Origin of the sequence: Enterococcus sp. CSURQ0835, assembly GCF_902706605.1 — a bacterium.
Taxonomy (GTDB): domain Bacteria; phylum Bacillota; class Bacilli; order Lactobacillales; family Enterococcaceae; genus Enterococcus_A.
Genome location: NZ_CACSLH010000043.1, coordinates 1 through 23,497, shown reverse-complemented (window position 1 = coordinate 23,497; position 23,497 = coordinate 1). Strand labels below are relative to the sequence as shown.

General features: G+C 38.2%; 21 protein-coding genes, 1 tRNA gene and 1 pseudogene. 6 read left to right on the top strand and 17 right to left on the bottom strand.

From position 1 onward, the window contains the following. Nucleotides 1-189 precede the first annotated feature (189 nt). The 4 genes from GVJ38_RS12930 to GVJ38_RS12915 all read right to left on the bottom strand — a co-directional run bounded on the left by GVJ38_RS12930 (nucleotide 190) and on the right by GVJ38_RS12915 (nucleotide 4,553). Nucleotides 190-1,092: a hypothetical protein gene (locus GVJ38_RS12930; protein WP_159723567.1), complete on the bottom strand. Its 903-nt coding sequence runs from the start codon at nucleotides 1,090-1,092 to the stop codon at nucleotides 190-192. A 51-nt stretch (nucleotides 1,093-1,143) separates the two neighbouring features. After that, the gene (locus GVJ38_RS12925) at nucleotides 1,144-3,348 is read right to left on the bottom strand and encodes a glycoside hydrolase domain-containing protein (protein ID WP_159723566.1); all 2,205 of its coding nucleotides are present in this window, start codon (nucleotides 3,346-3,348) and stop codon (nucleotides 1,144-1,146) included. Nucleotides 3,349-3,502: 154 nt separating this feature from the next. Beyond that, nucleotides 3,503-4,117: a BacL2 family protein gene (gene bacL2, locus GVJ38_RS12920; protein WP_159723565.1), complete on the bottom strand. Its 615-nt coding sequence runs from the start codon at nucleotides 4,115-4,117 to the stop codon at nucleotides 3,503-3,505. Between the two features lie 46 nt (nucleotides 4,118-4,163). Continuing rightward, nucleotides 4,164-4,553 carry a phage holin family protein gene (locus tag GVJ38_RS12915; RefSeq protein ID WP_159723563.1) on the bottom strand — a complete coding sequence of 130 codons (390 nt, stop codon included), beginning with the start codon at nucleotides 4,551-4,553 and terminating at the stop codon, nucleotides 4,164-4,166. 156 nt (nucleotides 4,554-4,709) lie between these two features. Between GVJ38_RS12915 and GVJ38_RS12910 the strand changes: the two genes are divergently transcribed. Next, a complete protein-coding gene (locus tag GVJ38_RS12910) occupies nucleotides 4,710-5,069 on the top strand; it encodes a hypothetical protein (protein ID WP_159723562.1) in 360 nt (119 codons plus the stop codon). A gap of 801 nt (nucleotides 5,070-5,870) precedes the next feature. On the opposite strand, the gene GVJ38_RS12905 is transcribed toward GVJ38_RS12910, so the two are convergent. Further along, complete coding sequence (locus tag GVJ38_RS12905; protein WP_159723560.1) at nucleotides 5,871-6,935, bottom strand: IS256 family transposase; 1,065 nt, start codon at nucleotides 6,933-6,935, stop codon at nucleotides 5,871-5,873. A 98-nt stretch (nucleotides 6,936-7,033) separates the two neighbouring features. Between GVJ38_RS12905 and GVJ38_RS12900 the strand changes: the two are divergent. Continuing rightward, a pseudogene (locus tag GVJ38_RS12900) lies at nucleotides 7,034-7,291 on the top strand (tyrosine-type recombinase/integrase); the annotation flags it as partial. 27 nt (nucleotides 7,292-7,318) lie between these two features. Here GVJ38_RS12900 and GVJ38_RS12895 read toward each other — a convergent pair. The 12 genes from GVJ38_RS12895 to rpoN all read right to left on the bottom strand — a co-directional run bounded on the left by GVJ38_RS12895 (nucleotide 7,319) and on the right by rpoN (nucleotide 21,014). Continuing rightward, nucleotides 7,319-7,585 carry a type B 50S ribosomal protein L31 gene (locus GVJ38_RS12895; RefSeq protein WP_159723558.1) on the bottom strand — a complete coding sequence of 89 codons (267 nt, stop codon included), beginning with the start codon at nucleotides 7,583-7,585 and terminating at the stop codon, nucleotides 7,319-7,321. 100 nt (nucleotides 7,586-7,685) lie between these two features. Further along, nucleotides 7,686-8,993, bottom strand: a complete 1,308-nt coding sequence (gene rho, locus GVJ38_RS12890; RefSeq protein WP_159723557.1) for a transcription termination factor Rho — start codon at nucleotides 8,991-8,993, stop codon at nucleotides 7,686-7,688. Further along, complete coding sequence (locus tag GVJ38_RS12885; RefSeq protein WP_159723556.1) at nucleotides 8,990-10,261, bottom strand: UDP-N-acetylglucosamine 1-carboxyvinyltransferase; 1,272 nt, start codon at nucleotides 10,259-10,261, stop codon at nucleotides 8,990-8,992. Before GVJ38_RS12885 ends, rho begins: the two co-directional genes overlap by 4 nt. A gap of 221 nt (nucleotides 10,262-10,482) precedes the next feature. Further along, nucleotides 10,483-11,358 carry a class II fructose-bisphosphate aldolase gene (locus GVJ38_RS12880; protein ID WP_159723554.1) on the bottom strand — a complete coding sequence of 292 codons (876 nt, stop codon included), beginning with the start codon at nucleotides 11,356-11,358 and terminating at the stop codon, nucleotides 10,483-10,485. A gap of 204 nt (nucleotides 11,359-11,562) precedes the next feature. Beyond that, nucleotides 11,563-13,173 (bottom strand): CTP synthase, encoded by a 1,611-nt coding sequence (locus GVJ38_RS12875; RefSeq protein ID WP_159723552.1) that lies wholly within the window; start codon nucleotides 13,171-13,173, stop codon nucleotides 11,563-11,565. Between the two features lie 174 nt (nucleotides 13,174-13,347). After that, on the bottom strand, nucleotides 13,348-13,806 hold the full coding sequence (locus tag GVJ38_RS12870) for a YueI family protein (protein WP_159723551.1): 459 nt from the start codon (nucleotides 13,804-13,806) through the stop codon (nucleotides 13,348-13,350). A gap of 101 nt (nucleotides 13,807-13,907) precedes the next feature. Further along, on the bottom strand, nucleotides 13,908-15,221 hold the full coding sequence (eno, locus tag GVJ38_RS12865; protein WP_159723549.1) for a phosphopyruvate hydratase: 1,314 nt from the start codon (nucleotides 15,219-15,221) through the stop codon (nucleotides 13,908-13,910). Between the two features lie 109 nt (nucleotides 15,222-15,330). Further along, a complete protein-coding gene (tpiA, locus tag GVJ38_RS12860) occupies nucleotides 15,331-16,086 on the bottom strand; it encodes a triose-phosphate isomerase (protein WP_159723547.1) in 756 nt (251 codons plus the stop codon). Between the two features lie 20 nt (nucleotides 16,087-16,106). Beyond that, complete coding sequence (locus GVJ38_RS12855; RefSeq protein ID WP_159723546.1) at nucleotides 16,107-17,297, bottom strand: phosphoglycerate kinase; 1,191 nt, start codon at nucleotides 17,295-17,297, stop codon at nucleotides 16,107-16,109. A gap of 152 nt (nucleotides 17,298-17,449) precedes the next feature. Beyond that, nucleotides 17,450-18,451 carry a type I glyceraldehyde-3-phosphate dehydrogenase gene (gap, locus tag GVJ38_RS12850; protein ID WP_159723544.1) on the bottom strand — a complete coding sequence of 334 codons (1,002 nt, stop codon included), beginning with the start codon at nucleotides 18,449-18,451 and terminating at the stop codon, nucleotides 17,450-17,452. Nucleotides 18,452-18,491: 40 nt separating this feature from the next. Beyond that, nucleotides 18,492-19,529 (bottom strand): sugar-binding transcriptional regulator, encoded by a 1,038-nt coding sequence (locus GVJ38_RS12845; RefSeq protein WP_159723543.1) that lies wholly within the window; start codon nucleotides 19,527-19,529, stop codon nucleotides 18,492-18,494. A 180-nt stretch (nucleotides 19,530-19,709) separates the two neighbouring features. Beyond that, the gene (gene rpoN / locus GVJ38_RS12840) at nucleotides 19,710-21,014 is read right to left on the bottom strand and encodes an RNA polymerase factor sigma-54 (RefSeq protein WP_159723541.1); all 1,305 of its coding nucleotides are present in this window, start codon (nucleotides 21,012-21,014) and stop codon (nucleotides 19,710-19,712) included. Nucleotides 21,015-21,068: 54 nt separating this feature from the next. Here rpoN and GVJ38_RS12835 point away from each other — a divergent pair. The 4 genes from GVJ38_RS12835 to GVJ38_RS12820 all read left to right on the top strand — a co-directional run. Then, nucleotides 21,069-21,140, top strand: a tRNA-Arg gene (locus GVJ38_RS12835). Nucleotides 21,141-22,010: 870 nt separating this feature from the next. Then, nucleotides 22,011-22,214: a hypothetical protein gene (locus GVJ38_RS12830; RefSeq protein WP_159723540.1), complete on the top strand. Its 204-nt coding sequence runs from the start codon at nucleotides 22,011-22,013 to the stop codon at nucleotides 22,212-22,214. 342 nt (nucleotides 22,215-22,556) lie between these two features. Beyond that, nucleotides 22,557-22,751 carry an XRE family transcriptional regulator gene (locus tag GVJ38_RS12825; protein ID WP_159723539.1) on the top strand — a complete coding sequence of 65 codons (195 nt, stop codon included), beginning with the start codon at nucleotides 22,557-22,559 and terminating at the stop codon, nucleotides 22,749-22,751. 473 nt (nucleotides 22,752-23,224) lie between these two features. Further along, nucleotides 23,225-23,497: transposase family protein (locus GVJ38_RS12820; RefSeq protein ID WP_200849512.1), on the top strand; the 273-nt coding region annotated here is incomplete at its 3' end.

Genomic DNA, 23,497 nt, shown 5'->3' with positions numbered 1-23,497 from the left:
TCAATTTAATAAAACGTACAATTTCTGGAATAAAAGTCATCCGCTGCGTAAGCATTCGACTTTTTTGCAATTTTGAATGAAACATAGTTTTCAGATTTTTCTGAAATTATTTGTGCAACACTAGTGACGATAGATAGTAATTGTGTTAAATACTTATCATATCTATCTACCTACATGTCTTCATTTGACTTATTTAGAATGTATAAATCGTTCGTATTTTAAAGGTTCTACAGTTTTAAAATATCTAAACCCCTTAATATCAGTGATTAATAAACTTCTTTTCTTCAAATACTTCATACTAACAGATCTATTCGATAGATTAACAACCATTGTATTTCCTAAAGTTGAATAGCGATAATAATTACCTTCAACTTTAGGAACTCCAATTCCTTCTTTATAGTATTTGAACCCCTTAACTATACGTTTTGTTACATAACAAATTACATAAACAATAAATAAATACATCATCAAACGTATTAATACTAAAGTTACATGATATCCATTTACAAATAAGCTATTATATCTCGTAGCACACAAATGGAAAATACTAACCAACAACATTTGAAATAGAATAAATAGAATGACATGTATCTGATTTTTTTTTTCTAAATTCAAAAAGTCAACTAGAATAGGACTCTTATTACGTTCTCGTGTCCGCCAATAATTTTTCCGATAACCCGCTTTTAATTTGAATGGAATTAAACTTTTTTGAACTTCGACATCCCAATTGAAATAAGGAAGTTTAATTATATAGTAATCTCTTGTAATCGATTCAACAAATTCAGAAAGATGCTCTTCTTTAATTATAACTTTTCCAATTTTTAGAGTAATAATAAGACCATCTCCACAAAAATATTCATTTTTTTTCCATAATTCAGTTTGAAACCTTTTTATACGAGTTAAGTCATTATTATGAAACACTATTAAGGAAATAAATGTAGACAAAAATACAATTGACGCGACCATCAAGGCATATCGCTTACCATAATAGGACAGATTCAAATATATTATGATCATATAAAGCAATAAAACTACTGTTTTTACAACTAAGTTTATTTTTTTTACCTTTTGGCTAATTCTCCCATCTTCCAATTACATCACCTCAATTATAATATAACAGAAAACGATTGAATATATAATATGCTATTTTGAAACTTGATCCTTAACTTGTTGTAAGAAAAGAGCCATTGCACCCAGTGCCGTCACTAACCCGCCGGAAATTGCTGCTCCACCTAAGAATACAACCACCACTAAAAGGGTACCAAGAAATACAATTGGTGTAACTATTTCTGGATCGATGCTTTCTTCTAATTCTTTAATAGCATCTGAAACTTCATTCGAAAAGCTCTTAGGACTAATTTTAAATGACACCAACACCGACATTTCAAATGTTGTACCATCAAAATCAAACTCTTCTGAATTCACTACTAGAGAGACCCCGAAATTACCAGCTGAATCCATTTCAAGTTCGATGGCCAGTTGCCCCGTTTTAACACCCGCACAAAGACTATCAAGTTTTGCAACTAATGTGTTCGTCGCCGTCCCTTTCCCAATTGTTTTTTCAATTTCAGTCTTCGCTTCAGCACTTAACTTACTATCTTTAATATCATAGACCATTGTAAAATTACCTGTATCGGTTAACGCAGCGTGAAAGGTTACTTTCATTTCAACGTTAGGAACGCCAAACGGTACTGTGTATTCCACTTCTTCTTGAATTGATCCGCCAGCAACTTCATCAATAAATCCAGCAATCCCTAAGGCATAAGCAAATGACGTAGTTTTATTCACATCATTTTCAAGTGCTGAGAAGCCATTATCTTTTCCAGATACTGCTACCTTATCAAGTTCAACATATCCTGGTCCTGATCCGATTCCGCCAGGATACTCATGAAATTGATCGTAAGTCCAGTTTTTAGGTTGAGGGAATCCTAAGTTACCAGAAAATCCACTAGACATATTAGATACAAACATTCCCTTAGGAGGGTTATCAGGAAACTTCGATTCTACTGATTGACATACATTTCGAGTACCATACACTCCATATGAATATCCACTACTTTGTAACTGTTCAGAGATAGACTTAAAGTAAGGTAGTACATAGGTTGCAATTTCCCAATCTTGACAATCTACGTCAATTGCAAAATAAATAGTCTCACCTAAAGGGACACCTAAACCACGAGCAGCTGCAATGGCTTTACGCGCGTCTGAAAATCCCATGTCAGCATTAAAATGCTCTGGCTTAGGAATATAGATATTGTCCTGATAGATCGCAAAAATTTTCATACCATTTTTGAATAGAAGTAGACTTTCTTTTTTGGAAAGGGATTTTGGTTTAAAATCTGAACCAACACTACCAGTTAGATAACGTCCAACCGTTGAAAACCCTTGGATTTTTAACGTATCAATTTGCGCTTGTGTTAATTGGTATGACGTATCACATCCTGAACAAGGTCGAGAGGTATCACCATTTGATAAGGTTAATGACATCATAGTTCGCAAATCAGGATACCCACTTTGAACACCACTAAGTTTCATAAACTGTTGGAACCCAGCAATAACAGAAGTTGTGGCATTATCCAATTTACTTGAAAAAGTAAATGTCCCTAAGTCTAGGTCTTTTACATTTTGATATAGACCATATTGGACTAATAAAACTAAATCAGGATAATTGCTTAATCCAGCACTAGCATATTTACCGTAAGTAGACTGAGTTGACGGTCCAAAATTACCATTCGCGATATCTCCTAATCCCAATTCAACTTGTACGCCATAGATAAGCGCCATATTGGTTGCTCGTTGATAAATGCCATCACATGGTAAAATTCCTGTCCATTTACTATATTTTCGATTCAACATTTGTTGCATTTTTCGTGTGTTTGAATTCCCACCGGATACTAATTGAAAGGCGCTCATATCAAAAAGTGCTTTAGCCCACATAGATTCAAATTTTACTGTTACTGACGTAAATCCTGCTGCTTTCTTGAAATCTGTAATCATAGTTTCATTGCTAGCATTATAAGTTGTATCAAACTTTCCGTTACCGAATCCTTTACAGCGAAAGGCACCATCAATCAGTTTTACGATATTACTTTTGTAGCCGTTTTTTAATTTATCTGTTACTTTACTATCCCATGCAGCTTTAGTCCCATCACCGAAATTGTCAGCTGGCGATAACCCTAACTCAATTTGTACGGCTCTAATTAATCCGTAAACTGTACTCCAACCAGTATTACCTGATTCAGGTACATCATTATAACCAGACTTGCCACTGTATGTTTTATTTAACCATTGTTGAACTTCTAATACCCATGGATCTCGCACCACTTGATTTTGTTTTTCGTTTGTCATAATAATTCCGCCTTTATTTTTAGTTGATCATGATCATTTCGTATACACCTTATATGTAGGTCGAAGTATTCTATTTGTGACATAATTTTTCAAAATAAAAATGAGCAACTTTAATTTGCTCATTTAGAGATAACTCTTCTGAATTGAACTTTTACTAAGTACGTTCAATAAATTCACGAAATGAATTACGAATGCGTTGAATTTTCTTTCTTGCTGCAATATTGTACTCTTCAGCTAATCCTAATTTTAAAAGAGCTTCTGCGGGTGTGTATCCAAAAATCAACAAACAAATGACTTGATAATTTGTTTTATTAATCGTGGAATAATTTTTTAATTGCTCTGCTAGAAAAAGTTCTGTTTCAGTGATTTCTTCCCCATCATTAACTAAGTATAAATGATCATCTATATCTGACCACCGCGTACTATCATAAGTATTTCCATTTTTATCCTTGCAGTCATCTGATTTTTTTTTATATGTTCTCCACACTTCACATTTAGCATAGTATAGCCGGTGTGATAAAACGTTTTTTAAAGATGAACTTTTTATATCTGGATAATCTTCAATTGCGTGCCATGCAGCAACTGAAAAATTGCTATAAAAATCTTCATAAGGAATATACACACCAGTAATTTTTGCTTCAGCTTGTGCAGCTCTAGCTTTAATTAAAAGATATTGTTGTAACTTTGAAAAAATCTCAGTAAAAGCTCTATCATCCTTTCTTTCTCTATATTCATTAAAACTTTTTTCTAAATCTTCCCAACAATCCATAATCCTTTCACCTTTCATCAGTTAATGCCAATTTTTTATATTTACTTTATTTATCTTTGTAATCTCCAAGGTTATCTGTTTTTATTTTTTTAATAAGTTGATTAGTACAAGAAATTAATATTTGTACAAATTCAGTTTGTCCTAATTTTTTAAGGATACTTTCTATTTCTACAAGTATTAGTAGACAAGAAAAAATATGAACAAATGAAACCTCAAAATAAATACCATTTCTAGAAAAGATGTAGTCTATAGCGCCACTCAAAAATAGTAAGAAGAAATTACTTATCTTCTTCCATAAATTGTTCAATTCTTCCTTATAACTCCAATGTTTATTTAGTACAAGTTGAATTTCTCTTAACCCTAAGTCGCAAAGCGATAAGAAAAATAGCAGGTAAACTAGATCTTTAGAATTACAAAATAAATGAAAAATATCCATTGCAATCCTTCCTCCTTTCTTTACCTTCATTGTGTGTGTTACTTTAAAGATGTGACTATCCTTTAAACGATACTTAATAATTAACTTCGTTTTTTTAACTCATTTTTTAGAGTAGTATTATTAATCATCTACACTGAATTTGTATGGAGGTTTCTTATGGAATTTTTTGAAGAAAAGAATGGAACGTATAAAATAATTAAAAATAATAATGAAATTATCCTAAATGGATATGAAATTCTTGAAATGGCACAGAAAGTCATTAAAACAGAATATCCTAATATAGAATTAGATATAGAAGATTATTTACTAAATAAACAAGCTACATTTGATAAATTATTGGACGAATATGAAAATATTACAGGGGAACAAATCAAAGAAGCACAAAAAGAAAAATTACCATTGTTTCGCTATTCAACGGTAAAAGAGCGCATGCTTCTTATATCTGACAGTGAATTAGAGAACGATTTGCTTGAATATGATGAGCTCTACATAAAAAAAGAAAATTTATACAATTGATAAAAGTAAAGGGAACTAAAGTTCGTTTTTTTGATCGTTTTATCATAACAATCTAAAAAAACAAACCTACGTTCTGTTTTAGTGTGAGATGTAACAAATTTAAATTTCTTTGATAAGGTTTTATTCGTCAGTGAGATCGATAGCCTTATTGAATAGTAGACATGCTCCTTTTTTTGATTTGAGAAGAAATCAACAGAGCATTTTATTATGCACTTCAATGATCCTCATTCTAAAAAGTATCATCATTAAATAAAAAGACATCTCCTCCTATACTTGACGTTTCAAGTATAGGAGGAGATGTCTAACTTTTGTAGGTACTAGGTTATTCACTACTTACATGTAATTACCGAATGACTGATAATTAGTTAAATATGTTTACTTTATTTCCAGTCTCTTGGCTGCATTTTTGGGAAACTTTCTTCTTGGCACGTTTGATGATTAAACTCTCTGTAATGACCTAAACTGCCACCTAATGGCCTTTCCTGACTTGGCGTCCAATGTTTTAATACGATTCAATTTGAATCTTCTGTGAGTCGCCGCAGAGGTGAATTAGCAGATTAAAACAATTTATGACAGAGATACTGGGCATAATATGATTCATCATAACTAATTATAACGTTATCTATATTTTTCAATTATCTTAAGCACAAATGGGTTATAAATCATAGAAAGACTTAGACTACCTGTATAATAAAAAAAAATTAATAACAATAGAATAAAAATATTCGACAGGATTATAAATCGAGCAGTGTCAATAATTTTGTGTAAATAGATTTTCTGATAGTCAGCTGACAAGTTGATTTAAACAAACATAGATTCTAGCGTGTCTCTGTCATGCGAAAAACCACGATGGCAATGTCCGTCATGTTTATTGTTGTAGTCTAAAAATTGTGTGACAAGAAATCTGTCTAAGGATTCCTCGTTTGGAAATTGTTCTTTTTTCTTGGTGTTTCGCTTTAAATGTTTATTGAATCCTTCAATCAAGTTTGTTGAGTAAATGCTGCTTCGAATACTTGATTGAAACTCAAAAAACGTCAGTAGATTTTCTTGTTCTTCTAACTTTTTAATGATTTTTGAATAACGTTTCTGCCATTTTGTTAGGAAGTTACTCAGGGCTTGAACGGCTTGTTCTTTCTCTTTTGTTTGGTGTATTTGTTTGAAATCATTCATGATTTCTTTACGGTCTGTGACAAATAAGAGGGCCTCTTCAATACCTTGATTTTTTAGTGTTTCTAATAGCTCTCGCCAAATTCCGGCAGATTCAGTTGGCGCAACTTGATAGTTTAAGATTTCTTTCGTCCCATCTGGACGAATACCTAAAGCAAGGTGAATGGCTTCTTTGGCGACCGTATCGCGTCTTAATGGTAAGTAAGTCGCATCTAAATAAATACAGACATACTGTGAATGTAGCGTGCGTTCATGAAACGCCTGAACTTGTTCTGTTACTGCTTTTGTAATAGTTGAGATAGTTTGAAGAGTATAGAAAGAGCCATACATTTTCTCTATTAATTCAGCGATTTCACTTGTTGTGATACCTTTTCTGTAGAGTTGAATGACCGTTTCTTCTAAGGCATCAGAGCGTCGGTCATAAGCAGGAAGCGTGTGTTGTTGAAACTCACCGTTGCGATCACGCGGTATTTCAAGGTTCAATGTACCGTATTTCGTATCGAATGTACGCAAATATTTTCCATTGCGACTATTACCGGTATTGAACCCTTCGCGGTTATACCGAGAGTAGCCAAGAAATTCTGTCAGTTCTGTTTGAAGCAATTCGTTTATCGCTGCTTCCAGATGTTGGCGAAAAATTTCTGTTAAGTCTTCTTTTCGGGCTAGAGCGTACATGATTTCTGTAGTAAACTGGTTCATAGGGAATGCACCTCCTGACTAGTTGGTTTCGTCACTTACTATCATAGAGGAACCGCATTCCTTTTTTCTATTCATTTACACAAAATATTTTACGCTATCCTCATGGGTTTCGACACACTCATTGTAGTTTACTCTTTGAATCCGGTGCTTCACTCAAAGAAGTTCAAGTTCGACTTGGACATACAGATATTAAAACGACTATGGATATCTACACCCATGTCACGAAAAGACAGACGGAAGAAACGGCAAATCGTTTTGCAGATTTCATGAGTTCTACCGAGGAAAACCAAGGAGGTTTGCAGAAGGTCAAAAGTATGGTCAAAAGCGAAAAAAAGCAGACTATCCCTATTAGATAGTCTGCAAAACATTGATATACCAGTGTTTTATTTCTCTTCTGCGTTTGCGTCTTTGAGACCGTATTTTTTGTTGAAACGATCGACACGTCCGTCTGCTTGAGTGAATTTTTGACGTCCAGTGTAAAATGGATGTGAGTCAGAAGTTACTTCGACCCGGATCACTGGATAAGTATTTCCGTCTTCCCATTCAACTGTTTCATCAGATGATTTCGTTGAACCAGACAAGAATTTAAAACCAGTTGTTGAGTCCATGAATACGACTGGATGATAATCTGGATGAATTCCTTGTTTCATAAGTTTTTTCGCTCCTTTGCCCTGAGTCATTTGCTGAGTCAGAGTTTATTTTGCAATTTTGCAACAGATATATCTTATCATGAAGTTTTCGCCATTGCAATTATCTTTTATGATTTTTACGGACCACTTTACTGCCGGCACTTGAACCAAAAGAGACATCTTTGAAACTCTTGAAAAATTCTGCATTGTCTTTCGTCTGCTTCAAGAAATTAATGAATTGGCTGGTGTATTCCAACGAGTCGCCTTTCATCACATTGCGGATTTTCCAAATCTCTTCTAACCGTTCTGGTGACATCAACAGTTCTTCTTTGCGGGTACCAGAGCGTTTGATATCGATTGCTGGGAAGATCCGACGCTCTGCTAACTCGCGAGACAATTGTAATTCTAAATTCCCCGTACCTTTGAACTCTTCATAGATGACATCATCCATCCGACTGCCCGTATCGACTAACGCCGTAGCTAGAATCGTCAAGCTGCCGCCTTCTTCGATATTTCGTGCCGCACCGAAAAAGCGTTTTGGTTTGTATAAAGCCGCCGGATCGATCCCACCTGACAAAGTTCGGCCACTCGGAGGAATCACTAAGTTATAGGCTCGTGCCAGTCGCGTAATACTGTCCATCAAAATCACGACGTCCCGCTTGTCTTCTACTAAACGCATCGCACGTTCTAAGACAAGTTCTGAGACCCGGGTGTGATTTTGCGGCTGCTGATCAAAAGTTGACGATACGACGTCTCCTTTGACGCTACGTTCAAGATCTGTCACTTCTTCTGGCCGTTCATCGATCAATAAGACGATCAGTTCGACCTCGGGATGATTTTCTGTTATCCCATTGGCAACTTCTTTTAAAATCGTCGTTTTCCCGGCTTTAGGCGGTGCTACGATCAAGCCGCGCTGGCCAAACCCAACCGGTGTAAAAATATCGATCATTCGCGTTGTCAAACGATTAGCCGTCGTTTCCACACAAAGTTGTCGATCAGGATAAAGTGGCGTCAAGGCTGGAAAATGCGGCCGTTCTTTTGCTTCTTCTGGATCTTTGCCATTGACACTTTCGACATGCATCAGCCCATAATAACGTTCAGACTCTTTCGGTGGTCGCGCTTTCCCCGCCACTTTATCCCCATTTCTTAAGCCGAATCGGCGGATTTGGGAAGAAGAGATGTAAATGTCTTCAGCACTTGGTCCATAATTGATTGGCCGTAAAAAACCGTATCCATCTTGACTAACGATGTCTAAGATTCCTTCCATATAAAAGAATCCTTGCTTTTCAGCTTGCGCTCGGATCACCGCTAATGATAATTCTTTTTTATTCATTTGACTATAGTAGGAAATCTTGAATTCACGAGCGTATTGATAAATCTCTTTTAGCGTCATGCCTTCAAGTTCCGCCATCGTTAAATAATCGCTCATACTTTCTCTTCTTCCTCGATCATCTCAATGGTTGCGCCTAGCGCCGATAATTTTTCGATGATGTGATCATAACCACGTAAGATATATTCAACATTGTGGATCGTCGTCACACCATCTGCCATCAATCCGGCAATCACTAGACACGCGCCAGCCCGTAGATCAGAGGCTACCACTTCTGCACCATGTAATTCATTTGGACCGTTCAAAACGATCAGATTGCCTTCTACTTTCGCATTCGCTCCCATTCGGACAAGTTCTGGGATGTGATTGACGCGCTTGGAATAGATCGTATCAATGATCTCCGCACTGCCGGCCGCATTTAATAAAAGTGGTGTGATGGGTTGTTGTAAATCAGTAGCAAATCCTGGGTAAGGCGAAGTCTTAATATCTACCGATTTTAAATTTTCAGCTGGCAAAACTTCGATCGTGTCTTCTGAAATATTCATCTTAACGCCCATCTCTTGCAACTTCGCTAGAAAACTTTCTAAATGTTCATAAATCACATTATGGACCCGAACGCCTTGACCGATCGCAGCAGCTAAAGATAAATAAGTCCCCGCTTCAATGCGGTCAGGAATGATTGAATGCAGACAGCCATGAAGTTCCTCCACACCTTCGATTCGCAATTCATCCGTCCCGGCTCCGCGGATCTTCGCCCCCATATTATTGAGCAAAGTCGCTACGTCGATGATCTCTGGTTCACGGGCAGCATTTTCGATCACAGTCTTCCCTTTAGCCTTGACTGCAGCTAACATCACATTGATCGTCGCTCCGATCGATACGACATCCATGAAGATCCGATTTCCTTCTAACCCGTTTTCATCAGTTCGTAAGTACACGACGCCATGCTCATTTGACACATTTGCGCCCAATGCTTCGAACCCTTTCATATGTAAATCAATCGGCCGTGGCCCTAAGAAACAACCGCCAGGCAATCCAACAACCGCTTCCCCAAATTTTCCTAATAACGCCCCCATAAAATAATAAGAAGCGCGTAGTGAATTGATCTTACCACTTGGCATTGGGATCGAAACGATTTTCGATGGATCGATGATCAGTCGATTATTTTCAAAAATAACTTTTGCGCCCATGATCTCTAAAATATCGATCAATGAATGGACATCTTGGATATCAGGAACTCCTTCTAAAATGACCGGTGAGTCTGCCATAATTGCAGCTGGGATCAACGCTACCGCACTATTTTTTGCGCCGCTGATGGTTATATCACCAGTTAATGGCTTACCACCTTGAATTCGAATTTTTTTCATATTATTTCCACCTAATTAGAGTTATTAATTTAATGTAGACCGTTTTTAATTTTAACATATTAAGAACCGGGAAAAAAGCCACCGCTGAAAAATCCTAGCAGATTCTTATTATCTTATGGGAAAAAAGGCGTCTCCAATTGATTAGAACAATGAAGATGGAAAATTTCGCCATACAAAAAAGACCACCAGTCAATTGACTGATGATCTTTTGAATGTTTGGCTTACGCTTTGCCTTTACCAGCTGAACCGAACCAGTCGATATGTTCTTCAGCATCTTTGATGATAGCAGCTTTACCAGGTGCTAACAATTTACGAGGGTCAAAACCTTTACCTTCTTTATCTTTGCCAGCTTCGATATATTCACGAGTTGCTTTAGCAAATGATAATTGGAATTCAGTATTAACGTTGACTTTAGAGATCCCCATTGAAATTGCTTTTTCAATTTGGTCTTGAGGGATACCAGAACCGCCGTGTAATACTAGAGGAACATCTTTCCCTACAGCATTTGCGATTTCTTGTAAGTGGTCAAATGCAAGACCTTGCCAGTTTTCTGGGTAAACACCATGGATGTTCCCGATCCCACAAGCTAAGTAGTCAATGCCGGTAGCAACCATTTGTTTACATTCTTCAACATCTGCTAATTCGCCCATGCCGATGATCCCGTCTTCTTCACCGCCGATAGAACCGACTTCACATTCAACAGAGATGCCTTTAGCATGTGCTTTTTCAACTACTTCGCGAGCTTTTTCTAAGTTTTCTTCAAATGGAAGATGAGAACCATCAAACATAATTGAAGTATAACCAACTTCGATACATTCTAAAGCTGCTTCGTAGTCACCATGGTCTAAATGGATCGCAACGGGAACCGTGATGTTCATTGATTCGACTAAATCAGTGATCAAATCTTTACAGATTTTGTAACCGCCCATGTATTTAGCAGCGCCCATTGAAGTTTGGATTAGAACTGGAGCTTTTTTAGCTTCACAAGCTTCTAAGATCGCTTGTGTCCATTCTAAGTTGTTTGTGTTGAATCCGCCGACCGCATAACCGCCTTTACGAGCAGCTTTTAAGAATTCAGCTCCTGATACTACTGGCATAAAAAATTCCTCCTAAGTATTCTTTTACTTTTTGGTTAAGGCTTCCCTTAACTAACGATTTAATTCTAACAAAGTTTACGCGACTTTGCTACTCAAAACCTTGCATAAAGCCTTTACATTCGATAATTCATTGATTTTTAATAAAAACCGTTTTTTAACACAAGAAAAGCCATTAGTTTTTTGACTAATGGCTTTCACTCTGTTCTATTTTTCTTCTTTATTTGCTAGTGATGCCCCAACAAAGGCTTTGATCAATGGTTGAGGACGATTTGGTCGTGAAATCAATTCAGGATGGAATTGGCAACCAACGAAAAATTTATTTTTTGGCAATTCCACGATCTCTACCAAACGATTGTCTGGTGACACCCCAGAAAAGACTAATCCTTCATCTTCAAAGACTTGGCGATAACTATTGTTGAATTCATAACGATGGCGGTGACGCTCTTGAATCACTTCCTCATTATCGTAAGCCATAGCTGTCTTCGTACCTTTTTTCAATTTGCAAGGATACAAGCCAAGGCGCAATGTTCCACCTAAGTTTTCAATGTTTTCTTGATCGGCCATCAGATCGATAATATTATTTTTCGTATCTGGCACTGTTTCAGCTGAATTGGCATCTTCTAAACCTACGACGTTGCGAGCAAATTCCACACACGCCATTTGCATGCCTAAGCAGATCCCCAAGAAAGGAATATCATTTTCTCGCGCATAACGAATCGCTTCGATCTTCCCTTCGATCCCGCGATCACCAAACCCGCCAGGAACCAAAATCCCATCAGCAGAACCGATTTTTTCCGCTACATTTTCGCGAGATACTTCTTGAGATTTGATCCATTCGATCTCAATATCTGAATCATAAGCAAAACCTGAATGTTTCAATGCTTCGACAACTGAGATGTACGCATCTGGTAATTCGACATATTTTCCGACTAACGCGATCTTGACCGTCTTTTTCAAGTTCAATACTTTTTCTTCTAATGCACGCCATTCCGTCATGTCAGCAGCTGGTGAATCAAGTTTCAAATGATCGCAAACGATTTGATCCATATTTTGTGCTTGTAACATCAATGGGATCGAATACAACGTATCAGCATCACGGGATTCGATCACGGCTTCTGGTGCCACATCACAAAATTGTGCTAATTTATTTTTCGTACTTTGTGAGACAGGCAATTCCGTCCGCACAACTAATAAGTTTGGTTGGATCCCTAAACCGCGTAATTCTTTCACGCTGTGTTGTGTCGGTTTCGTCTTCATTTCACCAGCCGCTTTTAAATACGGAATCAGTGTCGTATGGATATACATCACATTGTCTGCGCCGACATCAGCTTTCATTTGGCGTAATGCTTCTAAAAACGGTAGTGACTCGATATCTCCGACCGTTCCGCCGACTTCCGTGATGATGACATCTGAGTCCGTCAACTTAGCCGCGCGCATGATCTTGTTTTTGATTTCATTGGTGATATGCGGGATCACTTGGACGGTTGCACCTAAGTATTCCCCCTTCCGTTCTTTGCGGATCACTTCCGAATAGATTTTTCCTGTGGTGACATTGGAGTATTTATTCAAGTTGATATCGATAAAACGTTCGTAGTGACCGAGGTCCAAATCCGTTTCTGCGCCATCATCCGTTACAAAAACTTCCCCGTGTTGATACGGACTCATCGTTCCGGGATCGACATTGATGTAAGGATCAAACTTTTGGATCGTGACTTTCAAGCCGCGATTTTTCAAAAGACGCCCAAGCGAAGCAGCGACAATCCCTTTACCGATGGATGAAACGACGCCGCCTGTTACAAAAATATACTTTGTCATAAATGAAAAAACTCCTTCATTTTAATTTGCAGGAAAAGTCTAGAAAATAAAGAAAGCTCCCTATCCAACGAATAGGGAGCAACTGACTTTCTGACCCTTACTAAAAGGGTGCCCAAGCAGTATAATAACCAGTCTAGCGTCAATTGTCAACTAGCAAATTTGGGGTGAAGAAATTTATTTAAACAAGCGACTCCAAAAGTCAGCTTTTCCTTGATCGTCATCCGCTTCACTATCCGTTTTAGGAGCTTCTTCAGGATATTTTTTCGCAACATCGATCACTGGTTCATCTACCGCATGATCCGTCACTAATAAAAGGCCGATTTGATCTTCACTGTCTGCCGTCGCGTCTGAGACGATCGTAAAATTGATTCCTGCTTTTGTTGCCAAGGCAATATACGTTTGTTGTAAGGCTTCTGAGACCCCACCATTGATCAATAGTTGGGCTTCAGGATGTTTTTGACTTTCTGACTTGACCGCCAATTGATAATTGGAATCTTTCATCTCTTTGATCGTCATGCTTAAAAAACAGCGCTCACGAAAAGTTCCGAGGTATTTTTTTTGTTCATCAGGATTAACTTGTGGTGTACCGTAGCGGCCAGCGTCTAAATGTTTTTGCACATCATCTTGTGCCATGGAGTCACTTCCTTTTTAGTCTTTCTTCCATTATAACAAAGACAGCTACAAGCGCAAAAAAGACCTCGCGATAAACGCGAGGTCCAACTGTTTCTTAAAAATTATTTATTCAAGAAACGGTTATTTTTTAAGTTGTAGAAAGATTTGATTCCTTGGTATTCAGCAACGTCACCAAGTTGGTCTTCGATACGTAATAATTGATTGTATTTCGCAATCCGATCAGTCCGTGAAAGAGAACCAGTTTTGATTTGGCCAGCGTTTGTTGCAACCGCGATGTCAGCAATTGTTGAATCTTCTGTTTCACCAGAACGGTGAGAAACAACAGCTGTGTAACCAGCGCGTTTAGCCATTTCAATTGCATCAAATGTTTCAGTTAAAGTACCGATTTGGTTAACTTTGATTAGGATTGAGTTATCAACGCCCATTTCGATCCCTTTAGCTAATTTTTGAGTGTTTGTAACGAACAAGTCGTCACCGACTAATTGAACTTTATCGCCTAAGTCTTCTGTAAGTTTCTTAGTACCTTCCCAGTCGTTTTCGTCTAAGCCGTCTTCGATTGAGATGATTGGATATTTTTCAACTAATTCTTCGTAGAATTTGATCATTTCTTCAGCCGTTTTTTCGCCTTCGCCTGAGTCAGCTAAAACGTAAACGCCTTTTTCTTTGTCATAGAATTCTGAAGAAGCGGCATCCATAGCAAGAACGATGTCTTTACCAGGAACATAGCCAGCTTTTTCGATCGCTTCGATGATCACTTCGAAACCTTCTTCATTAGAACCAAGGTTTGGAGCAAATCCGCCTTCGTCACCAACTGAAGTTGCTAAGCCTTTTGATTTTAAGATTGAAGCTAAAGCGTGGAATACTTCCGCACCATAACGTAATGCTTCTTTGAATGTTGGAGCGCCAACTGGCATGATCATGAATTCTTGGAAATCAATTGAGTTATCCGCATGTGATCCGCCGTTGATGATGTTCATCATAGGAGTAGGCAAAACTTTTGTATTGAAGCCGCCAAGGTAGTTGTATAAAGGCACTTCTAAATAATCAGCAGCTGCACGAGCAACGGCGATTGAAACACCTAAGATCGCATTGGCACCTAATTTACCTTTGTTAGGTGTGCCATCTAATTCGATCATCGCTTGGTCGATCGCAGCTTGGTCACGAACATCATAGCCGATGATTGCTTCAGCGATCACGTTGTTTACGTTGTCGACCGCTTTAGTAACACCTTTACCACCATAACGAGCTTTGTCGCCATCGCGTAATTCAACCGCTTCGTATTCACCAGTTGAAGCACCTGAAGGAACCATTCCGCGACCAAAAGCACCGCTTTCTGTGTAAACTTCTACTTCGATTGTTGGGTTACCACGTGAGTCTAGGACTTCGCGAGCGTAAACGTCTGAAATAATTGACATGTTTTGTCTCTCCTTTAAGTTTTGTTTTTTATTCAAAGGGAATACCCTTAGTAACGATTTTAGAGAAAATCAGCCCCAGTTGCAAACAAAAGGGGCTATTTTCAAAAACTTATTTTACACCTTCAAGTAAAGCTAAAAATGAATCGGCTTTCAAGCTAGCGCCGCCGACTAAAGCACCGTCAACGTTTTCTTTTGCCATATATTCTGTGATATTTTCAGGTTTTACTGAACCGCCGTATTGAATCCGAACAGCATCTGAAACTTCTTTTCCATAAAGTTTTTCAACTGTTGCGCGGACGACACCACAAATTTTATCTGCAATGTTAGCATCAGCTGATTTACCAGTTCCGATTGCCCAGATAGGTTCATACGCAATCACCATGCTTGACACTTGTTCAGCAGAAAGGTCAGCTAAACCAGCTGTGATTTGGCCTTCGATCCATTCAGCCGTTTTACCTGCTTCATAAGTTTCTAAGCTTTCGCCACAGCAAAGGATCGGCAACATGCCATTAGCAAAGATCGCTTTGGCTTTTTTATTGATTTCTTCGTCAGTCTCATGGAAATACTCACGACGTTCGCTATGCCCGATGATGACATATTGAACACCAAGATCTGCTAAGGCAGCCGGTGAAGTTTCACCAGTGAACGCGCCGGCATTTTCCCAGTAACAGTTTTGAGCAGCGATTTTTAAATCAGTGCCTTTAGCTGATTCCATTAATTCTTGTAAAAATAAAGCTGGTGATCCGATTACAGAATCGACTTTATCATTTGCAGGGATTTTATTTTTCACTGCTTCAGCAAAATCTTTTGCTTCAGAAGCAGTTAAATTCATTTTCCAGTTACCAGCAATAATTGGTTTACGCATAATTAAACAGCTCTCCTTTTTTATTTATCGTTGATTGCAGCTAGACCAGGTAGTTCTTTACCTTCTAGTAATTCTAAGCTTGCTCCGCCACCAGTTGAGATGTGGGTGAACTTATCAGCAAAACCTAATTGTTCTGCTGCAGCCGCAGAATCGCCACCGCCGATGATCGTCGTTGCATCTTTTAAGTTCGCGATTGCTTCACAAACACCGATCGTACCATTAGCAAAGTTTGACATTTCAAACACGCCCATTGGACCGTTCCAAACGACTGTCTTCGCACCAGCTAACGTTTCTGCAAACAAAGCGATTGAAGCTGGCCCGATATCTAATGCCATCACGTCGCCTTCGATTTCGCCTTCAACTGTTTGAACCGGAACATCATTTGAAAATTCAGCTGCACAAATGTTGTCGATTGGTAAAACAAGTTTGTCGCCAGCTTTTTCGATCAAGCTTTTTGCTAATTCGATTTTATCTGTTTCAACTAATGATTTTCCGATCTTCATGCCTTTAGCAGCATAAAAAGTATAAGTCATCCCGCCGCCGATCAAGATCTTGTCCGCTTTAGGGATCAAGTTTTCGATCACGCCGATCTTATCAGAAACTTTTGCGCCACCTAAGATCGCGATCATCGGACGTTTAGGATTTTCAACTGCTTCACCGATAAATTTGATTTCTTTTTCCATCAAGAAGCCTGCTACAGTTGGGATACCAGTAGAAGCGATCCCGACGTTTGAAGCATGAGCCCGGTGAGCTGTCCCAAATGCATCATTGACGAAGACGTCGCCTAGTGATGCCCAATATTTGCCGAGTTCTGGATCATTACCAGATTCTTTTTTGCCATCGACATCTTCAAAACGAGTGTTCTCAAACAACACAACATCGCCGTCTTGCATATTGTCGATCGCCGTTTCTAATTCTTTGCCGCGCGTTTCAGGAACGAATTTTACTTCTTTTCCTAATAATTCACTCAAGCGAGCAGCAACTGGTTTCAATGATTGACCAGCTTTGTCTTCTTCGGTTTTGATCCGACCTAAGTGAGAGAACAAGATCGCTTTGCCGCCTTGTTCCAACACATATTTGATCGTTGGTAAAGCTGCTTTGATCCGAGTGTCATCCCCGATCACACCATCTTTTACAGGAACGTTGAAATCAACGCGGACTAATACTTTTTTGTCTTTCAAGTCAATGTCTTTGACTGTCATTTTTGCCATGCAAGAAGACCTCCTAATTTTATTATTTACACAATCCTCATTATACAACTGAAGGATGAGAAAAAGCGAATGATAACACAAAAGCGGAGAAGCGCGTTGCTTCCCCGCCTTAATTTAAGACATGTTCAACTAATTATTTGATCAAGCTGATCTTATAAGTTAGCGAAGTATTCTAACGTACGAACTAATTGTGAAGTGTAAGACATTTCATTGTCGTACCAAGCAACAGTTTTAACTAATTGTTTGTCGCCAACTGTTAAGACTTTTGTTTGTGTTTCGTCAAATAATGAACCGTAAGTCATTCCGATGATATCAGAAGAAACGATTTCGTCAGTGTTGTAACCAAATGATTCGTCAGCAGCAGCTTTCATTGCAGCATTGACTTCATCAACTGTTACTTCTTTGTTTAAAACAGTAACTAATTCAGTTAATGAACCAGTTGGAACAGGAACACGTTGAGCAGCGCCGTCTAATTTACCGTTTAATTCAGGAATAACTAGACCGATTGCTTTAGCCGCACCAGTTGAGTTAGGTACGATGTTAGCAGCAGCAGCACGTGAACGACGTAGATCACCTTTACGTTGAGGACCATCTAAAGTCATTTGGTCACCAGTGTAAGCATGGATCGTTGTCATCAAGCCTTCAACCACACCAAATTGGTCGTTTAATGTTTTAGCCATAGGAGCTAAACAGTTAGTTGTACATGAAGCACCTGAGATAACTGTTTCTTTACCAGTTAATGTTTCATGGTTTGTGTTGTAAACGATAGTTGGAACGTCATTTCCGCCTGGAGCTGAAATCACAACGCGTTTTGCGCCACCTTGTAAGTGTAATTCAGCTTTTTCTTTAGAAGTAAAGAAGCCAGTACATTCTAAGACGATATCGACACCAAGTTCGCCCCATGGTAATTCAGCAGGATTGCTGTTTGCTAAAACTTTTACTTCTTTACCATTTACGTTGAAAGATCCGTCATGAACTTCTACAGTCCCATTAAAACGGCCTTGAGTTGTGTCATATTTTAATAAATGAGCTAACATTTTAGAATCTGTTAAGTCATTGATCGCTACAACTTCTAATCCTTCAACATCTTGGATACGACGGAATGCTAAGCGTCCGATACGTCCAAATCCGTTAATTCCAACTTTTACTGTCATTTAAGAATTCCTCCTTATGGAATCAAAAAAAATATTTATTTTAAAGGGTCGCCCCTTTTAAAATCTCATTTGCAGCAGCTTCATCTGTGATGAGCCACGTTTGTTGTGGTGCATTTTTCATATACGCGCTGATCGCTTTGGCTTTTGATTTTCCGCCTGCGATGGCTAAGATGAATGGAATCTTTTTAAGATCTTCTAACGCGAGTCCGATCCGCGGTGCTTTATAAACGATTTGACCATTTTCATCAAAGAAATAGCCAAATGATTCCGCAACGGCATTTTTTTGTTTCAAACGAACGATCTCATCTTCTGACATTTTTCGTCGAGCCGCCATATGTAAAGCTCGTCCGATACTATGGATCACACAATTGGAATTGCGAATAACTTCTAACACTTCCATGATCGATGGTTCTTTCAATAAGGTGTGATAAGCTGCTTCACTCAGCTGCTCTGGGACATATAAGACCCGGTGTGCTCCTTGTGCGTTAGCCGCCATCGTTGCACTGACTGAGTTTGCTTGGATCGCAACAGCTTCACCAATCCCACCACGAGCAGGTACAAAGGTGTTGTGACGCTCTTTTGTCTCTAAGATCGTCAAATGTTTTGCGACTTCAGCCATCGTCGTCCCACCCATCACAGCGATGATATTATCACCATCGGGTAAGAGTCGATGTAGCGAATCATTTAACAACTCACCAAAATCAGCGACGACTTTTGCTTGTTCATCACTATTGCCTGATACGATCAAACAACGTTCAATTTGAAAATTAGAAGCAAGTTTTTTTTCTAATCGATCCATTCCAAAAAATTGATCCATCAAAACGTCTAACTCTTCTAAGACTTTTTCGCCTCTTTTTGTTAAAGACATCCCACTTTTAGTAGAATCGATCAACTTTTGTTGGCGTAAATAATCTGTCTCGCTTCGTAAGACTCGCTCGGTTAAATGGAGCGCTTCAGCCAAACTTCTTCGGCCGATCGGTTGCATCCAAAAAATATTTTGCATGACCCGATATCTCTGTTTGACAACTTCCAACATATCCGGGACGATTATTTCTAAGACCTTTAATTCGCTTAACAAAGGATTACCCCCGATGGACTTATAAAGTCCCTCATAGACTTTTAGCGACCCGTGAACGGTAAAAAAATAAAAAATCAAAACTGAAAACTGATTGTTTTTCCACTGATTCCTTACTGACATGAGTGTAACAGGTTTGTAGTACCGTTGCAACTAAAAAAGCCAAGTTTTTTCACTCGGCTTTCAGGCTAAACGTTTTCTTTTTGATGAGCTAGCGATTCCTAAAGCTTCACGATATTTTGCAACCGTTCGGCGAGAAACTTTATGACCGGCTCGGTGCAAATCATCTGCGATTTTTTGATCTGAGAGCGGCTTTTGTTTATCTTCCTGTTCAATCAACTGCGCGATCAATTGTTTGATCTCATCGGCCGACACTTCGCCTTCACTGACTTGATTGACGAAAAAATGGCGCAGCTCAAACGTCCCAAAATCAGTTTCGATATATTTCCCATTGACTGCCCGACTGACTGTCGACTCATGCAACTGGGCTTCTTCAGCGATTTTTTTTAACGTTAACGGCTTCAAAGCGCCACGTTTTTCTAAAAAGAATTTTTCTTGATGGGCGACAATCAAACTACCTATCGTTAAAATCGTATCTTGTCGTTGCAAAATCGTTTTATGCAGCCATTGGAACTGCTGACGTTTTTCTTTTAAGTAGTCCTTCGTCTCATCGTCTGCTTGCTTTTCCAGTCGTGCGAAATACGCTTCGTGGAAATTTAATTTTAATTGTCCGCGTTTATTGGAACGAACACGAAGCTTTTCACCATCGCGCAACAACGTAAGATCTGGAATGATCAACTCCGCCGTTTTTTCAGAAAACGCCGCTCCTGGAAACGGATCAAGACTTCGAACATAATCAATGATCGTTTGAACTTCTTTTAAACTCAGCTGATAAGTCTGACTGATTTTTTCCCAGCGATGATGTACAAAGTCATCAAAAGCTTCTTCCAACACGAGATAAGCTAGTGCTGGCGCATGATCGTCCCGCTCGGTCTGCAGCATCAAGCACTCTTGTAAATCACGAGCTCCCACTCCTGCTGGATCAAGTTGCTGCAACAGCGTGACTGCATCTAAAAATTGTAACGAGTCTGCTCCGAACTTTTTGCTAACTAGTTCAGGATCGATTCGTAAGTAACCATTGCTATCGATGTACTCGACTAAAAATAAAATGATCTGCCGCAAAAATGTCTCCCGATAATTCAAATGGATCTGACTGATCAAATATTCAAACAACGAGATACGTTGATCTGGGATCTGACTGATCAGCTGATCTTTTCGCTCGCCAGCTGAATGACTCATGGCTAGATCACTTTTTATTTTTGGTGACCGTACTTCAAACAGCGGATTTTCTAGCGCAATGGTTTCAACAAACTGATGAAGCTCCTCTGTATTGAATTGTAATATTTGGATTGCTTGTTGCAACTTCTGCGTCATAGCAAGCTTTTGCGTTTGTTTTTGGCTTTGAGAATAATTTTGTTGAAACTTCATGCAAATTTCTCCTTGCAATTTTTTAAAAGTTATAGTACATTAATAATCGTTGTTGCGCCCTTAGTGTAGTGGATATCACGTAAGATTCCGGTTCTTGAGACGGGGGTTCGATTCCCTCAGGGCGCGTCTTAGTAACGGATTAAAGTATACATCAATTACAGAATGTTGTAAAATAAGCATTTCTAATGGTTTATAGTATACTTACACTTATAAAAAGTACATGGGAATTTCGTGGATTAGATTATTTTGCGAATGTTTCGCGAGTATTTTTCAAAGTGAGTTGAGATTATAAGAGCTGTATAGCTCTTTTTTTTATTGCTCTGATTTTCTACTCTAGATAAAAAGAAAAATAACTTAGACTTAAATTACTGAACAGCTTCTCAGTGCTATTGATTAGTTGCGTATCTTCTTAGAACAAAAGTCCCCGACTAATTCAGCCGGGGACTTTTATTTTTTCTCTAATTCTGCTTTCCGCTTTTGGAGCAATCCGTCTAACTCATTCAGCTCGTCTAACGATCCGTATTTTGTTATGAAAGTTTTTGCGGCACTCTTTGCTGACTGGATCTTTGTTTTTTCTCTATTCTTTGCTCGATAAGCTTGAGTGGCTCTTTTTTGTGCTTTCCTATCCTCCTTTTCTTGTACAAAACTATTGACTTTATTATATACATCCGATATACAATGTACATGTAGAAAGGAAATGAACAATGCTAAAAGATATAGAAATAGCCGTTAATATCATTTCAGAAATCCTAATTGCCAGCCTAGCACTCCAGGATTTACTAAAAGATAAAAACGACTAACCACTGAGGAACTTAGCCCCTCTCTATATCAATAGAATAGCATGGTTATTATGAAAAAGAAACTTCTACTTATTTTGTTGCTAGTATTCGAATTGGTATCTGTTGCCTTGTTTATTTTTAATCGAGCACCTGATCACTACACTTGGATCTTTTTAATTATCAATTCACTGTATATTTTGTATTGGAGGAAAGCGTAATGACTTCAAAAAAAACTTCTGAAGCACAATTAAAAGCTTCTCGTAAATGGCAAGAAAAGAATAAAGAACATATGAATTATATTCGCAAGCGTTCTGCTGCTCGTGGATTTATTAAGGTAGCAACGCAAGAAGACTTAGACGAACTGAAGCAATTAATTTCAGAACGACAAAATGAAACGAAAAAAAATCTCCCAACCGATTAAGGCTGCCGGGTTTTGTTTTATAAGAAGCCTGAGCTAATTTGGCTTTAGCATTGTTGAAACATTGTATTAAGTAATGATAGTAAGTCATTAACATACACAGCCTTTATTATCTCGAAACACAAAAACCCACAAACTTATGTGGACTCTCTGAATTTATTCAGTTAAAAACATTGACTACATATATCTGTCTTAAGATATAACGTAATTAAGAAGGAGCTTCCGATCATTACTATATCAAATAAGGAGGTTTTATATCATGTCTATTATATTTTATATCATTGTCTTAATCATTGCTTTAGCTGGTTTAGTACTGGCTATAAAAAACTATAAGGAGCAACTCAAATGATAGTAGATACAAAAGAAATTGAATGGCTCTTAGAAAACCGAACCCAGTATTTTATCTCTAAAGAAAGTGGTATAACACAATCAAAACTTTCAGAGATAAAGAACGGCAAACGTAAGTTAGAAAACTTAACGATTGCTGTCGGTGCCAAGTTAACTGAATTAGCTAAGCAAGAATCAAAACCAACCGGGTGAACGAATTATTTTGGTTGTACTGATCTATCAGCAACAAATTTTTATTCATATGAACGCGCTAGTTTAAAAATAAGTGCGAACATTCCCCACAAAATCTTGATTGAGGTGGTCAACTTTTTCAAATAGCCGGCCACTAAAACTCAAGAAAGTTCCCTGAATGCGTTCAGCTCTCAAAAATCAGACGGGGCTGAAACAAATGATTTTTGCTATGAGCCAGTTTCGCTTTAATTCTGATTTATTTTCGAAGAGGGCTAGTTCGTGAAGCTCAATATTTTTAGACTTGGAATGACGAGATTTTTACTTGCGAGAATTTTATACGCTCAAGTCTAAAAAAAGAGGCTCTATAATATCTAGTGTTGGTGGCAGAATCTGTCGCGAACACTTTTTTATCTTTTTTTGAAAAAAAGCAAAAAGACATCTTGAAATCCTTTAGAATAAAGTCGACAAAAACCAATCAAAAGGAGTGCTTCAAGATGTCCAACTCAAATTTTATCAAAGAAATCCTCGATATTCTAGACCTAAATCTCACGTTTTCAGATCAACCTCTTTCGCAGGAGTTTATTGATGGGGAATCCTGTAAGGTTTTTGAAGGAAAACTAACCTATCAACCTGAACACTGCTTTCATTGTCACCAAGAAAATAAGCAAACCATTATCAAATGGGGCTGGAAAAAGGTTTCGATCCTCTTAAATGACGTAAGCAACTACAAAACTATTCTTCGAATCGTTAAACAGCGGTTTAAATGT

Coding starts and splice junctions, on each gene's coding strand:
- gap (WP_159723544.1), bottom strand. CDS start 18,451: ATGACAGTAAAAGTTGGAATTAACGGATTTGGACGTATCGGACGCTTA.
- GVJ38_RS12870 (WP_159723551.1), bottom strand. CDS start 13,806: ATGGCACAAGATGATGTGCAAAAACATTTAGACGCTGGCCGCTACGGT.
- GVJ38_RS12915 (WP_159723563.1), bottom strand. CDS start 4,553: ATGGATATTTTTCATTTATTTTGTAATTCTAAAGATCTAGTTTACCTG.
- GVJ38_RS12875 (WP_159723552.1), bottom strand. CDS start 13,173: ATGACAAAGTATATTTTTGTAACAGGCGGCGTCGTTTCATCCATCGGT.
- GVJ38_RS12905 (WP_159723560.1), bottom strand. CDS start 6,935: ATGAACCAGTTTACTACAGAAATCATGTACGCTCTAGCCCGAAAAGAA.
- tpiA (WP_159723547.1), bottom strand. CDS start 16,086: ATGCGTAAACCAATTATTGCTGGTAACTGGAAAATGAATTTAACTGCT.
- GVJ38_RS12910 (WP_159723562.1), top strand. CDS start 4,710: ATGGAATTTTTTGAAGAAAAGAATGGAACGTATAAAATAATTAAAAAT.
- bacL2 (WP_159723565.1), bottom strand. CDS start 4,117: ATGGATTGTTGGGAAGATTTAGAAAAAAGTTTTAATGAATATAGAGAA.
- GVJ38_RS12830 (WP_159723540.1), top strand. CDS start 22,011: ATGACTTCAAAAAAAACTTCTGAAGCACAATTAAAAGCTTCTCGTAAA.
- GVJ38_RS12925 (WP_159723566.1), bottom strand. CDS start 3,348: ATGACAAACGAAAAACAAAATCAAGTGGTGCGAGATCCATGGGTATTA.
- rpoN (WP_159723541.1), bottom strand. CDS start 21,014: ATGAAGTTTCAACAAAATTATTCTCAAAGCCAAAAACAAACGCAAAAG.
- GVJ38_RS12885 (WP_159723556.1), bottom strand. CDS start 10,261: ATGAAAAAAATTCGAATTCAAGGTGGTAAGCCATTAACTGGTGATATA.
- rho (WP_159723557.1), bottom strand. CDS start 8,993: ATGAGCGATTATTTAACGATGGCGGAACTTGAAGGCATGACGCTAAAA.
- GVJ38_RS12895 (WP_159723558.1), bottom strand. CDS start 7,585: ATGAAACAAGGAATTCATCCAGATTATCATCCAGTCGTATTCATGGAC.
- GVJ38_RS12855 (WP_159723546.1), bottom strand. CDS start 17,297: ATGGCAAAAATGACAGTCAAAGACATTGACTTGAAAGACAAAAAAGTA.
- eno (WP_159723549.1), bottom strand. CDS start 15,221: ATGTCAATTATTTCAGACGTTTACGCTCGCGAAGTCCTAGACTCACGT.
- GVJ38_RS12825 (WP_159723539.1), top strand. CDS start 22,557: ATGATAGTAGATACAAAAGAAATTGAATGGCTCTTAGAAAACCGAACC.
- GVJ38_RS12880 (WP_159723554.1), bottom strand. CDS start 11,358: ATGCCAGTAGTATCAGGAGCTGAATTCTTAAAAGCTGCTCGTAAAGGC.